This is a genomic window from Croceitalea dokdonensis DOKDO 023 (genome assembly GCF_001306415.1).
GTDB lineage: Bacteria > Bacteroidota > Bacteroidia > Flavobacteriales > Flavobacteriaceae > Croceitalea > Croceitalea dokdonensis.
In genome coordinates, this window is sequence record NZ_LDJX01000005.1 from 1 (window position 1) to 14082 (window position 14082).

Annotated in this window: 16 protein-coding genes and 1 tRNA gene; 7 read left to right on the forward strand and 10 right to left on the reverse strand. The window is 42.1% G+C overall.

Annotation, left to right across the window (positions count from 1 at the left end):
• The 6 genes from I595_RS17840 to xerA all read right to left on the reverse strand — a co-directional run.
• Nucleotides 1-165 (reverse strand): helix-turn-helix domain-containing protein (locus I595_RS17840; RefSeq protein ID WP_157449727.1); only part of this gene is annotated, 165 nt, incomplete at its 3' end.
• A 199-nt stretch (nt 166-364) separates the two neighbouring features.
• Nucleotides 365-1294, reverse strand: a complete 930-nt coding sequence (locus I595_RS10845; RefSeq protein ID WP_054559464.1) for an alpha/beta hydrolase family protein — start codon at nt 1292-1294, stop codon at nt 365-367.
• Nucleotides 1295-1464: 170 nt separating this feature from the next.
• The gene (locus I595_RS10850) at nt 1465-1857 is read right to left on the reverse strand and encodes a hypothetical protein (RefSeq protein ID WP_054559465.1); all 393 of its coding nucleotides are present in this window, start codon (nt 1855-1857) and stop codon (nt 1465-1467) included.
• Between the two features lie 229 nt (nt 1858-2086).
• On the reverse strand, nt 2087-2419 hold the full coding sequence (locus tag I595_RS10855; RefSeq protein WP_054559466.1) for a helix-turn-helix domain-containing protein: 333 nt from the start codon (nt 2417-2419) through the stop codon (nt 2087-2089).
• A gap of 11 nt (nt 2420-2430) precedes the next feature.
• Entirely contained in the window at nt 2431-2763 is a 333-nt protein-coding gene (locus I595_RS10860; protein ID WP_054559467.1) for a type II toxin-antitoxin system RelE/ParE family toxin, read from the reverse strand.
• Between the two features lie 553 nt (nt 2764-3316).
• Entirely contained in the window at nt 3317-4444 is a 1128-nt protein-coding gene (xerA, locus tag I595_RS10865) for a site-specific tyrosine recombinase/integron integrase (RefSeq protein ID WP_172675938.1), read from the reverse strand.
• A 64-nt stretch (nt 4445-4508) separates the two neighbouring features.
• On the opposite strand from xerA, the gene I595_RS10870 reads away from it, so the two are divergent.
• Nucleotides 4509-4886, forward strand: a complete 378-nt coding sequence (locus I595_RS10870; protein WP_172675939.1) for a hypothetical protein — start codon at nt 4509-4511, stop codon at nt 4884-4886.
• 108 nt (nt 4887-4994) lie between these two features.
• Here I595_RS10870 and I595_RS10875 read toward each other — a convergent pair.
• Nucleotides 4995-5067, reverse strand: a tRNA-Met gene (locus tag I595_RS10875).
• Between the two features lie 195 nt (nt 5068-5262).
• Between I595_RS10875 and I595_RS10880 the strand changes: the two genes are divergently transcribed.
• Nucleotides 5263-6645, forward strand: a complete 1383-nt coding sequence (locus I595_RS10880) for an alanine/glycine:cation symporter family protein (RefSeq protein ID WP_054559468.1) — start codon at nt 5263-5265, stop codon at nt 6643-6645.
• Nucleotides 6632-7516: a GTPase Era gene (gene era, locus I595_RS10885; protein WP_054559469.1), complete on the forward strand. Its 885-nt coding sequence runs from the start codon at nt 6632-6634 to the stop codon at nt 7514-7516. The genes I595_RS10880 and era overlap by 14 nt, the downstream gene beginning before the upstream one ends.
• Here the strand turns inward: era and I595_RS10890 are convergent, their stop codons facing one another.
• The gene (locus I595_RS10890; RefSeq protein ID WP_054559470.1) at nt 7517-8029 is read right to left on the reverse strand and encodes a hypothetical protein; all 513 of its coding nucleotides are present in this window, start codon (nt 8027-8029) and stop codon (nt 7517-7519) included. It lies immediately after the preceding gene.
• Between the two features lie 77 nt (nt 8030-8106).
• Here I595_RS10890 and der point away from each other — a divergent pair, with 77 nt between their 5' ends.
• The 3 genes from der to I595_RS10905 all read left to right on the forward strand — a co-directional run bounded on the left by der (nt 8107) and on the right by I595_RS10905 (nt 10126).
• On the forward strand, nt 8107-9408 hold the full coding sequence (gene der / locus I595_RS10895) for a ribosome biogenesis GTPase Der (protein WP_054559471.1): 1302 nt from the start codon (nt 8107-8109) through the stop codon (nt 9406-9408).
• Nucleotides 9409-9566: 158 nt separating this feature from the next.
• Nucleotides 9567-9812 (forward strand): AbrB/MazE/SpoVT family DNA-binding domain-containing protein, encoded by a 246-nt coding sequence (locus I595_RS10900; protein WP_054559793.1) that lies wholly within the window; start codon nt 9567-9569, stop codon nt 9810-9812.
• Complete coding sequence (locus tag I595_RS10905; RefSeq protein ID WP_054559472.1) at nt 9803-10126, forward strand: type II toxin-antitoxin system PemK/MazF family toxin; 324 nt, start codon at nt 9803-9805, stop codon at nt 10124-10126. Before I595_RS10900 ends, I595_RS10905 begins: the two co-directional genes overlap by 10 nt.
• A 626-nt stretch (nt 10127-10752) precedes the next feature.
• On the opposite strand, the gene I595_RS17845 is transcribed toward I595_RS10905, so the two are convergent.
• Nucleotides 10753-10851 (reverse strand): type II toxin-antitoxin system ParD family antitoxin, encoded by a 99-nt coding sequence (locus I595_RS17845; RefSeq protein WP_417926339.1) that lies wholly within the window; start codon nt 10849-10851, stop codon nt 10753-10755.
• Between the two features lie 396 nt (nt 10852-11247).
• Here I595_RS17845 and I595_RS10920 point away from each other — a divergent pair, with 396 nt between their 5' ends.
• Nucleotides 11248-11565: a hypothetical protein gene (locus I595_RS10920; RefSeq protein WP_054559475.1), complete on the forward strand. Its 318-nt coding sequence runs from the start codon at nt 11248-11250 to the stop codon at nt 11563-11565.
• A gap of 164 nt (nt 11566-11729) precedes the next feature.
• Here the strand turns inward: I595_RS10920 and pbpC are convergent, their stop codons facing one another.
• Complete coding sequence (gene pbpC, locus I595_RS10925) at nt 11730-14042, reverse strand: penicillin-binding protein 1C (RefSeq protein ID WP_083467596.1); 2313 nt, start codon at nt 14040-14042, stop codon at nt 11730-11732.
• Between the last annotated feature and the right edge of the window lie 40 nt (nt 14043-14082).

The window sequence follows — 14082 nt, forward strand, 5'->3', positions numbered from 1 at the left end:
TTTATCGTTAGGGTCGGACACCCATTTGTTGACCTCCCTGGTGATGGTGGAACGTGAACGACCGAGCTTTTTTGCTATAAAGGATTTGGTCTTTTTCTCTTCCAAAAGTGTCTGGATAATGACACGCTCCTCAAGTGACAACCGTTTGTGCTTTTTTGTCTTCATACAACAAATCTAAAAATTGGATTTGTTGCGTTAAGTTATTGAACTCGCACGGTCATTTTCAATATTGTGCCCAACGGTCTGGGCTATGAGTAGTTGCGTGGTTTAGAGGTTAACTTTGCAAGTACACACCAAACTGAAAATCCGCGAGGATTTTCAGAAGTAGGCGAGAACAAGCAATTACTTATAGCCATTGTTAGGGTTAGTTTTTTATCCACTCAATTGCATTTTTAGACATTCTTTTGTAGTCATGACCTACATTTTTTATAGTGTCTATTTCCCAATTAAATGTCCAATTATTTTTGTTTTTCAATTTCTTATTCGCATTAAAAAAGGTTGTTCCACGTTCCAGCCTATGTGCCCCTTGTTCCATTGCCAATTCAGTTGTTCTAAAAGTTCCTAAACTTGGGTCATTATCTAATTCGCCCAATAGAATAACCAATCTCTTATTATAAGATTTTTGCAAATCTATTCCTGTATTTTGAATGCCATACGGAAATTCAAGCTTCTCATTTGGCAAACTGTAAAATCCAGAATTAGCAGAGATAGCTGTTCTAATTCTCGATTCTGGCATCAACATTACCATTCTATGCACAAATTGTCCACCAGCAGAATGTCCAAAAATGTCGTATTGTTCGTTTGTAATATTGTTAACAGATTTAATATGGTCAAATATGTTTTCAACCACCGAATATGCCCATTCGCTTTTTGGGTTCTTAGTTCCAAAAAATGTGTATAGATTTCCCTCTTGATAGTCGTTAGTTGTGTATTTTGAAAACTTATTTTCGAATTCAGGTGCCAATATTAAAAGGTTATTTTCATCAGCTAATTCAATCCAAGCGTTTAGATAGTCATCTGCATTTCGACCACCACCGTGCATAACGAAAACTATTTTGTCTTCATCATTCCAACTTTCAGGTTTATAAGTCCATACCTTAATCGATTTTCTCTTACTATCTTTATAAGCGTAGATAACAAAAGAGTCTATTCCGCTGTCAATTTTTTTGATTTCCGTTATTTCAGGTCCTTTTGGAAGTACATAGAGGTAAACATAACCTGTAACTGAAAGAAGTAAAAGGATTGAAAAGGTATATAAGATTACCTTTTTTAAAATTCTAAATGTCTTGTTCATTTTAATTCTCAAATGTTGTTTTAAATTAACCCTAACGTGTTTGTGTATGGTTAGTTGCGTGGTTAAGCCTTAAAGTTAGCAAACAAATCACAGATAGAAAATTCCAGCGGAATTTTCGTAAGTCGGCAGTGACCAAGCAATTAATTATACACGGTGTTGTGCATAGTTTTTTATTCTCCCGCGACTCCGATGAACATTAGATATTCAATTTCGGTATCATAGATTTCGATTAATTCGTCTTTAGTCAGGTCAACTTTTTCCTCATTCAGAGCATATTCCACCATTTTGTTAATATCCAATTCTACGTTCGATTCAGATTCGCTTTCAGGATTTGGATTGTCAGAAGTCAGTCCAGTTTTCTCCATATAATTCATTTCCGCAAGTAGAGCGTCACGAATCAAATTCAAGCCAGATTTTTTCTTATTCAGCTTTAATGCAATGAAACAAGTCGCCTCGTCCAAATCATAGATTTCTTTTCCAGCGTTATTTTCATTCACAGTACAGATTGGTTCGTTTTTACAACCGAAAAATGAGAGTAAAGTCAAGATTAATATTTTTTTCACGTTTCTTGGGTTAAATTATGCACAACGGTCACGGCTATGGCAAGTAGGGCAGATGATAAGCACTTATCTTTCCGCCAAACCCGTAGCCAAAGCTTTTGCATTTTGTTTTTATTTTATCTATTCTAAAAGCCAAATCAAAAGATTTGGCGGACTTCGCAAACACGCCCAAGCTAATCGTTTCAGCACTTACCGCCCTATTTGCTATAGCCATTGTTATCTTTAGTGCTTTTTACGCAACCTTGAATTCCGAGTCATTCATTTGTACACTGAACTTTATATTCGCCTTTAGTGCGTTAAACACTTTTAAAATAGTTTCAATCGTTACGTTTTTTGCGCTTCGCTCCAGTTTAGAAATCTGTGACTTTTGAACTCCAATCAATTCACCAAGTTGTTCTTGGGTCAATTTCCGTTCTTTTCGCACGGACTTAATCATTTCGCCCAAGACCTCCATTCGCAAATCGAATTCATACTTGTCCCTATCCGCTGTTCCAATTTTCCCGATGTCCTTGTCCTTCATTTGGTCAAGGGTCATCATTTTCATCTTTTTCTTTTTTGTTGCCATAACCTTTGTTTTTATTGCTCGAAATATTCCGTTCGAATCTGTTTTGCTTTCTCGATTTCAGCTTTTGGAACCTTGTCCGTTTTTTTAACCATTCCGTGCGTTAAAATCACAAGCGTTTCGGTTTTGCCCGTCCTATCCCAGAATGCGAAAAGTCGGTATTGAAGTCCTGCGTATTTTGTCCTGAATTCCCAAATGTCGTCCGTCAGTTTCTTGAACAATTTTGGGTCAAGTCCAAGTTTTGCCTTGTCCAGATTATAGTAAATCTTTGCTTTTGCTTTCTTGTCGACCTTTGACATAAAGTCAATAGCCTGCTCAAGAAAAACGACTTCAAACCTTTTTTCCATTCTGTTTATGTGCCCATTTATAAGACAAATATAAATAAAAAAGTTGAATTATATAGAAACTTTTATATTTTGGTCAGCATTAAAGATAACGGTTCAGCTAAACGTAGTGCGGGGGCAAGTATGCGATGACTGCTGCGCCCCGGCCCTGAGCTGAAGCTTTTGGTTTAGGTTTATTTTTTTCTTCAAAGCTAAATCCCAAAGGTTTAGCGACCCCATAAATATACACAGACCTTTGGGTTTTGCCCCCAACCCCCGCATTACGTTTAGCTTTTGTTGCCACACGTATTTTTTATGCGCCGTTGCTTGCGCCCTTCCACCCCGGGAGGGGGAAGTCCGCGTAGTGCTTGCGTAGCTGCTCCGCACAGATTGGAAGGTTTTCCCATAACAGTTGCGCACTGCTTGGGCACCGTCCACTCGCCAATTTTCGAGTCCGTTTGCGTACCTGTTTTGAGCGTCCACGTAGCGCAATTCCCTACTTTATTTTACCTGCTCGATATGTATGGCAACAGTTGTATAAACGTAGTTTATTACGTTTATATCTATTTTGTGCACACTAATCTAAAGGATTTTTAATGCATTTAAAAGTATTAGTGGCCACATGGGTGTAAATTTCAGTTGTTTTACTGGAACCATGCCCCAAAAGTACTTGTATTTGCCTAAGATCGGCCCCGGATTCCAACAAATGGGTCGCAAAGCTATGGCGCAGTACATGGGGTGTTACCCTGGTTCGTATATGGGCTTTTCTTGCTGCGGCCCTTACAATGCTCAGAACGCTTTCGCCACTGTATTTAGTTCCTTTCCGGCCCTCAAATAAATAGGTTTTGGGCCTATGCATCACATAGTACTTTCTAAGGTCCGTTAAAGCGGTTTTGGATAGTAAGGTAAGCCTATCCTTGTTGCCTTTTGCATTTTTTATGTGTATCAACATACGTTGGCCGTCTATGTCCTGCGGCTTTAGGTTTAACAGCTCGCTACGTCTTAGACCGGAGCTATACAGCAATTGTACAATACACCTATGCTTAATATTGTTGGTATGGGCAATCATGGACAATACCTCTTCTTTGGAGATCACCGTGGGCAGTTTGCGCTCTTTTCTGGGCCGCTCTATGGCGTAGAGACGGTTGGGCATGCCCAACACCACCTCGTAGTAAAATTTAATGGCGTTGATCGTTTGGTTCAGGTAGGAGTTGGAAGCGTTTTTGTTGATAAGCGTTTGCAAAAAGGCCCGTACATCACTCTCGTTAAGACTGTTTGGTTCCTTGGTTTTGTAGTGGTTAAGGAACATTTCAAAACAGTGGACATAGGTTTTAACCGTACTGCGGGCATACCTTTTTAATTCTAGCTTTAGTAAGTATTCCTCCGGACAAAATCTATGGCCGGGTATGGGCTTTCTGTTCCTTAACCAGGCAACATCCACCACCGTATTGCTCCTTTTTATGGCCCTATTGGTCAAAAAACGGTTATAGTTGATATAGACCACCCCTTTAAAGGTGTTGAAGATTATGCCCAGGTTGGCTTTGTTATGTGGAATGTATGCCATGTTGTAGCGGTGGCTCCATTTAGGGTTGGGAAGTCCCTTGACCAAGCTTTGGATGAGCCGGTCTGGGGCAAATTTAATGCCGATGAATTTTTCCCCTTTAATCATTAAATGGTATAGGGTGATAGATTTTATGGAATCCATTGTGCAATCCTAAGCAAGAAATGGAATTTAAATGGTATATTATGCGTATAATATACTGCTAATTATGTCCAAAAAAAATTGCCCCATTTGCAATGCCGTGGTGACCGGCCGCACGGATAAGATATTTTGCTCCATCAAATGCAAATCCATAGACCAATATGAGCAAAGACAGCAAAAAGAGGCTTTCTATTTTAAGGTAGACAGGCAACTCCGCACCAACAGAAAAATATTGCGCAAACACAATAAAGCGGGTTTTACCACCCTAAGGGCCTCCACTTTGGCATCAGAAGGCTTCAACCCCAAATTTTTCACGCATTACTGGAAAAATAAAAAAGGGGAGGTCTACTTATTTGTGTATGAATATGGTTTTCTAAAAAAACGGATCCATGCAAAGGACAAATACGTCTTGGTCACCTGGCAGGACTATATGTCCACCCCCTAAACAAAATAAAGCTTACATCGTAGCGATTGGGGCACGTTAAAAAGGGCAAGTGGGTCTACAAATCATAAAAAAAGCCTTCCAGTTTCCTGAAAGGCTTGTTTTTGCTAGTAGCGGGAACTGGACTCGAACCAGTGACCTTCGGGTTATGAGCCCGACGAGCTACCTACTGCTCTATCCCGCGATATGGGTTTCTTCTCACTTGTTTTAAAAACATCGACACATGACACCAACGAGAAGAACGCTACTATTTGTAACGGGCGTCAAATATACAACTGTTTTTTCCTTAAATCAAAATACTTGCCATAATTAGTGCGGTAATTGGCAGATTCTTTAACAGGCTTTAAGATTTTTGGCGTAAATAACTACCTTCGGAACCATGAAAGAGTTCAACGATATTTTGCTAAAGGCCATTTCGGGCACAGAATGGCCCATGTTTCTCTTGTTGATAGGGGGTGGCTTATTTTTGGTCCTATTTTCCAAAGGTCTACCCTATCGGTATTTTGGTCACGCCGTGGCCATAGCCCGGGGCAAATATGATGATGTTACCGCCAAAGGGGAAGTTAGTTCACTCCAGGCCTTATCTGCCGCTGTGGCCGCAACGGTGGGCTTGGGAAATATTTCCGGTGTGGCCATTGCCATTCATGACGGTGGCCCGGGGGTTGTTTTCTGGATTTGGATGACGGCCCTCATTGGCATGTGCATCAAATTTTATTCTTGTAGCCTCTCCATTATGTTCAGGGGCCAAGATTCCAACGGTAATCTGCAAGGCGGCCCCATGTACTATATCACCAAAGGATTGGGCCAAAAGGCCAAACCGCTGGCCATCTTTTTTAGTATTGCCGGGCTGTTTGGGTTTTTAGGGGTGTTCACCGCCAATCAGTTCACGGAAACCTTTATGAGCGTGGTTAGGCCAGAAGAACGTTTGTTGGCTTTGGGAGGCACGGCAACCGACCCACTTTTTAATTGGAAGCTCACTATTGGGCTGGTGTTGGCCCTTGTTTCCTCCTTCGTGATTTTTGGCGGATTAAAGAATATAGCCAAAGTAGCCACGGCCATAGTGCCCTTTATGGTCATGGTCTATCTGGTGGCGGTCATTGCGGTAATGGTATTGAATGCCTCACAGGTGCTACCATCCTTAAAATTGATCATAACAGAGGCCTTTAACACCAAAACAGCCGTTACCGGAGGCTTTTGGGGACTGGTGATCATTGGGGTGAGAAGGGCCATGTTTTCCAATGAGGCCGGGCTGGGCTCGGCACCCATGTACCACGGACAGTCTAGAACCAATGAACCTATCAGAGAAGGGCTTGTGGCCATGTTGGGCCCTTTTATAGATACTATTTTGGTCTGTACCTGTACCGCGGTGGTGCTTATACTCAGCGGGGCCTATCTGCAGGAAGGAAGTGGTATTGTCATGACCCTAAATGCCTTTAATACCGCCTTGGGCAGTTGGGGCGGTGTGTTGTTAATGGTCATTGTTTCTGCCTTTGCCTTGTCTACCCTGTTTACCTATTCCTATTACGGCGTAAAAAGTTTGTCTTACCTCACCAATGCCAAAATAGGTAAATGGTATAACGTGTATTTTGTGGTCATGATCATCTTTGCGGCCATTGCTTCGCTAGAGTTGGTCAAAAACCTCATAGACCTCTCTTATGCGTTAATGGTAATTCCAAATATGATTGCCGTACTTTTACTGGCGCCAAAGGTAAACAGTGCCGCCAAGGTCTACTTTCAAAAATTAGGGAATGCAAAAACATAGAGCAGGTTTTGTGAACATCATAGGAAATCCCAATGTGGGGAAATCTACCCTAATGAACGCTTTTGTGGGTGAAAAACTGTCCATTATCACCTCTAAGGCCCAAACCACAAGGCACCGGATTTTGGGTATTGTCAATGGTGATGATTTTCAGGTGATTTTGTCCGATACCCCGGGCATCATAAAACCCGCCTATGAGATGCAAAATGCCATGATGGATTTTGTGAAGACCGCTTTTGAGGATGCGGATGTACTCCTTTACATGGTAGAAATTGGAGAAAAGGCCTTAAAGGACGAAGCCTTTTTTGAAAAAATAAAGCATAGCAAAATGCCTGTATTGGTATTGTTGAACAAGATAGACACCTCTGCCCAAGAAGTGCTGGAAAAGCAGGTGCAGCACTGGCAGGGATTACTGCCTGCCGCGGAAATACACCCCATTTCTGCACTAAGAAATTTTAACGTCAAAGAAGTCTTTGCCCGGATTTTGGAATTATTGCCAGAAGCGCCTCCCTATTACCCAAAAGACCAGTTAACGGATAAGCCAGAACGTTTTTTTGTGAATGAGACCATAAGGGAGAAAATCTTGCTGAACTATAAAAAAGAGATTCCATATGCCGTAGAAGTGGAAACGGAAGAGTTTTTTGAAGATGACACCATGATAAGGATACGATCCGTGATCATGGTAGAGCGGGATACCCAAAAGGGCATTGTTATAGGCCATAAAGGTGCCGCTTTAAAAAGGGTGGGGGTGGCCGCCAGAAAAGACCTGGAAAAGTTTTTTGACAAACAGGTACATATAGAGCTCTTTGTAAAAGTGAACAAGAACTGGCGCAGCAATACCAACCAGTTAAAACGTTTTGGGTACAACCAATGATCAGGTGCCATACTTTTGCTGTATGGCAATAAACAGCTCATCTGCGTATTTTCTAAGCTGTTGCATTTGGGGCTTTCCTTTGGATTTCCCAAGCCTGCCAAAGGCATAAAGTGCAAACCAGACCATCACCAAGAATCCCATGCCCAACAGCCAAGGGGTAACCTCATGCCCCAAGGAGTGCTTGGAGTAGGCAAAGACTCCCAAGATCAGGAACAATGTGGCCACCCCAAAATGAAGGAACATAAAAAAGGTCCATAATGCAGGGTTGGGTCCAAATACCCCGTGTATGGTGCTTTTTCCCTCGCTAAAAGAACTGATCTCCAAATGCAGTTGGGGAGACCAAAAGGTAGTCTCGGCCTTGTTGAACCTTATGTAGATATGCTCATCAATACGTTTGAGCAAGAAGGGTGGTTTTGGGGTTACGTCAAATGCTTGTTGTATAATATCCGGGCTGTTGTAAAGACGAATTTCAAAGCGTGGCCTTAGGATGATTTCGTTGACGAGTTCGCTCATTATTATTTTGTTAGGCCGTAAAAAGGTAACAACTTTTTGGTCAAAATAAACCGTACTTTTGCCAAAAATCTAAGTGCATGGGTGCTATTGTTGCCATTGTGGGACGGCCAAACGTGGGGAAATCCACCTTTTTTAATCGCCTTATCCAAAGAAGGGAAGCCATTGTGGATGCGGTAAGCGGTGTTACCCGGGACCGCCATTATGGGAAAAGCGATTGGAACGGAAAAGAATTTTCCTTGATAGATACCGGAGGCTATGTACTTGGCAGTGATGATGTTTTTGAAAAGGAAATAGATAAACAGGTAGAATTGGCCATAGATGAGGCAGATGCCATCATTTTTATGGTTGATGTGGAGTCTGGCGTTACGGGAATGGATGAAGATGTGGCCAAATTGCTTCGCCGTGTGGATAAACCGGTTTTCTTGGCCATCAATAAGGTGGATAATGCACAACGCGAAGCAGATGCCGTAGAGTTTTATGCCCTGGGATTGGGAGAATATTATACGCTGTCCAGCATCAACGGCAGTGGAACGGGTGAGCTGCTGGATGCCTTGGTAGAAGTGTTGCCAGAGGCACAGGATACGGATGATGACCTGCCGCGTTTTGCCGTTGTGGGCAGGCCCAATGCAGGAAAATCTTCTTTTATAAACGCCCTTATTGGGGAGGAGCGCTACATTGTTACGGATATTGCCGGGACCACTAGGGATAGTATAGATACCAAATACAACCGTTTTGGGTTTGAGTTTAACCTTGTGGATACCGCCGGTATACGCCGTAAGGCCAAGGTTAAGGAAGATTTGGAGTTCTATTCCGTCATGCGATCGGTAAGGGCCATTGAGCACTGTGACGTTTGTATCTTACTGTTGGATGCCACCCGCGGGTTTGATGGCCAGGTACAGAACATCTTCTGGCTGGCGCAGCGCAACCATAAGGGCATCGTTATTTTGGTGAACAAATGGGATTTGGTGGAGAAAGAGACAAACTCCGTCCGCGACTATGAAAAGCGTATCCGTGAGGCCATGGAGCCCTTTGTGGACGTCCCCATTCTCTTTATTTCCGTATTGAACAAGCAACGCATCTTTAAGGCCATTGAAACCGCGGTTGAAGTCTGTAAGAACCGTTCCAAGAAAATTGTGACCAGAAAGCTTAACGATATTATGCTGCCCATTATAGAAAATAGGCCACCCCCGGGATATAAGGGCAAATATGTAAAAATTAAGTTTTGTACCCAGCTGCCAACGCCCTATCCGCAGTTTGCGTTTTTCTGTAACCTACCACAGTACGTACGCGAACCCTACAAACGCTTTTTAGAAAACCAGTTGCGTAAGGAGTTTGATTTCACTGGCGTGCCCATGACGGTTTTTATGCGTAAGAAGTAATACCTGTGTTAAGGAAGAACTCCTAATTTTTTGTCAAAGCTCACTAACAATGGGATTAATATTTGTCATCTTAGGTTGGTTAAGCTGTTACCACTAATACTAGAAAAATTTGCGTATTCAACAAAATGTAATAACTTTGTATGTACATAAATAAAGCTATGGAAACAGCAATAATTAAAATCGGAAATTCCAAAGGCTTGCGTTTAAGCAAAACAATATTGGAAAAGTATAATATCAAGGACAAAGTGGAAATGATTTTGGAAAAGGGACAAATAATCCTGAAACCAATCGATAGTCCCAGAAAAAATTGGGACAAAGCATTTGAAAAAATGCGGGAAAACAATGACGACCGTTTATTGTTCAACGATGTATTCGAAGACGAGAATTTTGAGGAATGGAATTAAAACAATATTCCATTGTTCTCGTAAATCTAGACCCTACAATTGGCAGTGAAATCAAGAAAACACGTCCTTGTGTAATTTTATCGCCTAATGAAATCAACAAGTATTTGAATACAATCGTTGTTGCACCAATGACAACGAACCTGAAAAAATACCCGACTCGAATTCAGGTGCAACATAGTGCCAAGAAAGGTATGGTTGCAATCGACCAGATTCGGACAATTGATAAATCAAGGATACTAAAAACGTTCAACCAATTAACAAAATCCGAGATTCAAAAATGTAAGGATATTATTCATGAGACTTTCGTAGACTAAAAACAGAAACGGCATAGCATTGCGGGAAAGCACTAATGATAACCCTTGCTATAGTTCCTTGCGGCAGAATTTCCTATCCGAATTTCTAGACTATTTGCTAAAGTAATGGTTAAGGTGGCATGATACTCGCGTACTATTCCGTAACAAAAAATATACACAAACTGGTAGTAAAAATGTATAACAAAAAATGCGGTGAGGAATTCCCGTATTTAAAAAATTCATATCGCAAGTAGGTAATCAAATACCTCTTGGAAACCCATATATGTATTCATGTATCAGAGTACAATTCAACCTTATGGATATGATAGCAGATACAGATTTAGAAAATTATGCTATTTCGGAATTCACATCCGTAGTATTGGCATATGGCGCAGAAAATAGCGCTGACCCGAATAAAATTTAAACTAATAGACAAATTTGTAGAACAAGTTAAAATCCAGCCGATTTTCAATGCGATTATCATTTATGCAAAAGAAAAGGCCCGTTTAAGAAAAAAGGTAAGTTTTTATTCCGTCCTAGTTTTTACCAGTTCTGTATTTTCAGCTATATCTTGGCAAATATCAAGAGGCATATCATAATAGTGATCCGCTCTATTTTCATCCCATTTCCAAAAGATGAAGCCTCACTCAGATTACTTCGCTCACATTTTTGTATCTTCTAACAAAAACGTGACTTTGCACAAACTGCTCAGAATAATTTTCTAATGAGATTGAGGTGTTTTTCATTCTAATTGTAATGTATCCAATAACCCCAAATTTTGGTAAAGAATAAAATGGGAAGATGTTGCGCGTTAAGTAGGCCCTACCATCCCCAAATCCTATATGCACTTTGGGGAAAAATCTAAAGGGCTTTGTATATTTATAAAGTTGCTATGTTTTTGGATTTGGTTTATTACCCAGACTTGCCTACCAGCAAGCAGGCAGAAACTAATAGTTTGCTTCTTCTAGTCTTGCGCTTAGCCGAGTCGTTTCCAACAATTACAAAAATGAACAATAGAAAGATTTATTTTTTAACTTTTTGGTTTTTACCAGTGGTGCAATTTTACTTTTGATTACTGCTTCCTCTTTGCTTACAATAGCCCTAGATAACAACAAATTAATCCCTCTAAGAATTCTCATAACTTGGATTGGAATGATCTCATTACCCTTAACCGTATATTGGGTTTAAAAGCGGTAAGAAAGCCATGGAGCAAACTGAATAAAATTCTTTCTGGAATCCTGAAATTGATTATCCTGCTTGGAATTCTTTGGGTTCCGATCTCATATTTGCTTGCTGGCAATCTTTCATTTTCTTTTACCGAAAGAGAATCATTTCAGGGTGGACAACGAGCAATGCGATGGTTTTGGGGATTAAGCTACGGAATTGGTGCACTATTGATATTGATTGTTTGTTGGATTCCATTGCTCTTCAAAAAAAAGAAAATCTTGCCAAGAATGTAGCATCGGAATTAAGGCGCATTCTACTGCCTCTCGACTGTGCTTGGGGCAAGCCAGAATACAATCAGAATTGCTATGGTCAGTGTCAAAATTAAAATCAACGCAGACAAACCCAGAGCCATACTCCAGGACGTAACCAAAGCCAAATACCTTGATATTACCACGTATTAATAGGCTCTAGAGGCCTTTTGAATGCCAACTTGCCGGCTTATGGTATGCCCAGCTTCATCCACTGCCGTAAGCATATAATCACCGCTTGAAATGGGAAAAACCAATTCATGGATATCTTTGGTGCGCCCAATAAAAGCATCGTCCAAATACCAAAATACGGTGCTGTTGCCTTGTTGGTGGGCCAATTTAAAAACCACCTCATACGGTTGGTCTCCTAAGTCCTTGGGTAAAATAATATCCTCATTTTTCTTAGGGTATAGAAAAGTCATGATGTTTCTTTCTTCTGCACTGCAACCCAATTGATAGGGAGGTGGTGAAAGATAGTCTGGGTTGGCCTCTTGATAGTAATAGGCAATTTCAGAGGGTAAGATGAACCAGTTCTTCTGTTGAATTTCTGCAAGGGGATAACAAGAAGCGTTGACCTGGAAGCTGGCCGTGGCATCCAAGGAAATAACCTTGTGGTAAGGACAAGGCTTACTTTTGGCTCCGTTTTTGGGAACTAAAACCGCACTGCTTTTTTCACAATAAACACTGGCCAATAGACCGCTTTTGGTGCAGACGGCCAGCGAGGTAAAATCATCTAGGGGCTCTTGGAACCAGCCGCTGTAGGGCAGGTGGTTCAAGACATCAAATAACACCGGGGCCGCAGCGGTAATGCCCGTTAGCCCTGGTCTGCCTTCCCCGTCCGCATTTCCCACCCATACCCCAATGGCAAATCTTGGGGTGACTCCAATGGCCCAGGCGTCCTTAAACCCAAAACTGGTTCCTGTTTTCCAGGCCAAGGGCTGCGAATCTTCAAAGAACTGCCAGTTTTCTTCCCCTTCTGGCCGGTTTACCTCCCGCATGGCCTTGAAGGTATGGTAAATGGCACCTGCGTTCAAGTGGTTTGCTTCAAATTGGGACTCCCCAAAATCCAAGTGTTTGTTGGCCTCATAATTAGGGGATTGAAATTCCTGTGATCTATAGGTGCTGGAATTGGCGGTAAAGTGGTTTAAGGTAGATGCTAGGTTGGCATAGGTCTGCGTCATTTCCCAAAGGGAGCTTTCCGCACCGCCAAGGATCAAGGGCAAACCGTAATGGTTAGCAGGTTTCTCCAAGGAAGAAATCTTCATTTCCTTTAATCCATTGTAGAACTTTTGAAGTCCGTATTCCCGGAGCAACCTAACGGCAGGCACGTTTAAAGACCTAGATAAAGCGCGGCTGGCAGGCACGGCGCCCGCATATTTTTTATTGAAATTTTTAGGGTTGTACCCATTGATGACGGTGGGTATATCTTTGACCAGGGCATTGGGTAAAATGGTGCCGGCATCTAGCAAAGAGGCAAAAAGCAGTGGTTTTAAGATGCTTCCCGTACTCCGGTTTTTGCCAATTACGTCCACAAAATTACTGTCTTCGCTGCCAGAGGGAGAGTTGCCCACATAGGCCAGTACATTCCGTGTCTCCACATCCAACACTAAAATGGCAAGGTTGTGTATTTCATTGTTTTTAAGGCGGTGGTAGTGGTGGCTTGCCACTTGGTTACAGTGCCGTTGTAGGGTTACATCAAGGGTAGTGGTCACTGCTTTACCGGGATGTTCCTTGCGGATGCGCTCCGTTAAATGCGGAGCGTTATTAGGTAAGGCAAGCGGTTTTTGGGGCAATGGCTCCATAAGCGCCAGTTCATACGTAGTCTGGTCTATATGGCCTTTATCCCGTAGTTTTTTTAATAGCCGATTTCTTTTTTTAAGGAGGACATTTTCATTTTTTCCGGGAAAGATCAGAGATGGTGCATTGGGCAGCACGGCCAAGGTAGCTGCCTGTCCCCAGCTTAATTCTGCTGCGGAAAGTCCAAAATAACGCCAAGAAGCTGTTTCCAAGCCCACTACGTTGCCGCCATAAGGGGTGTGTGTGGCGTAAAGGTTTAAAATATCATCTTTGGAATACCGCCATTCCAGCCGGGTGGCCATGATCAATTCCTTCACCTTTTCAAGATAGGTTCGGCTTTGCTGGCCCCGGCTTAAACGGATTACCTGCTGGGTAATGGTGCTGCCGCCCCTACGGTTGTTTTTGGTGAGGTTGTGGTGCATCGCCTTGACAATGGAAATGGGGTTAAAGCCGGGATGCGTATAAAAGTATTCGTCCTCAAAAAGTAAAACCGCTGTTTTAAACCTGTGCGGCACGGAATCCAAGGTTGGAAAACGCCATTGCCCGTCCTTGGCAATACGTGCCCCGATCAAACTACCGTTGCTCGCTTTTATCACGGTTGAGGTTGGGGCGTTAAAGAGTGTGCTTGGCAAACAAAAAAGCCAGCCCAGCAGCAATAAAACCACCAATACAAGTTTGATTTTGTGGTTCTTAAGGGTGCTAATG

Excerpts from the sequence above, each read along its gene's own strand:
- I595_RS10845 (WP_054559464.1), bottom strand. The coding sequence starts at position 1,294 with ATGAACAAGACATTTAGAATTTTAAAAAAGGTAATCTTATATACCTTT.
- I595_RS10855 (WP_054559466.1), bottom strand. The coding sequence starts at position 2,419 with ATGGCAACAAAAAAGAAAAAGATGAAAATGATGACCCTTGACCAAATG.
- I595_RS10860 (WP_054559467.1), bottom strand. The coding sequence starts at position 2,763 with ATGGAAAAAAGGTTTGAAGTCGTTTTTCTTGAGCAGGCTATTGACTTT.
- xerA (WP_172675938.1), bottom strand. The coding sequence starts at position 4,444 with ATGGATTCCATAAAATCTATCACCCTATACCATTTAATGATTAAAGGG.
- I595_RS10870 (WP_172675939.1), top strand. The coding sequence starts at position 4,509 with ATGTCCAAAAAAAATTGCCCCATTTGCAATGCCGTGGTGACCGGCCGC.
- I595_RS10880 (WP_054559468.1), top strand. The coding sequence starts at position 5,263 with ATGAAAGAGTTCAACGATATTTTGCTAAAGGCCATTTCGGGCACAGAA.
- era (WP_054559469.1), top strand. The coding sequence starts at position 6,632 with ATGCAAAAACATAGAGCAGGTTTTGTGAACATCATAGGAAATCCCAAT.
- I595_RS10890 (WP_054559470.1), bottom strand. The coding sequence starts at position 8,029 with ATGAGCGAACTCGTCAACGAAATCATCCTAAGGCCACGCTTTGAAATT.
- der (WP_054559471.1), top strand. The coding sequence starts at position 8,107 with ATGGGTGCTATTGTTGCCATTGTGGGACGGCCAAACGTGGGGAAATCC.
- I595_RS10900 (WP_054559793.1), top strand. The coding sequence starts at position 9,567 with ATGGAAACAGCAATAATTAAAATCGGAAATTCCAAAGGCTTGCGTTTA.
- I595_RS10905 (WP_054559472.1), top strand. The coding sequence starts at position 9,803 with ATGGAATTAAAACAATATTCCATTGTTCTCGTAAATCTAGACCCTACA.
- I595_RS17845 (WP_417926339.1), bottom strand. The coding sequence starts at position 10,851 with ATGAAAAACACCTCAATCTCATTAGAAAATTATTCTGAGCAGTTTGTG.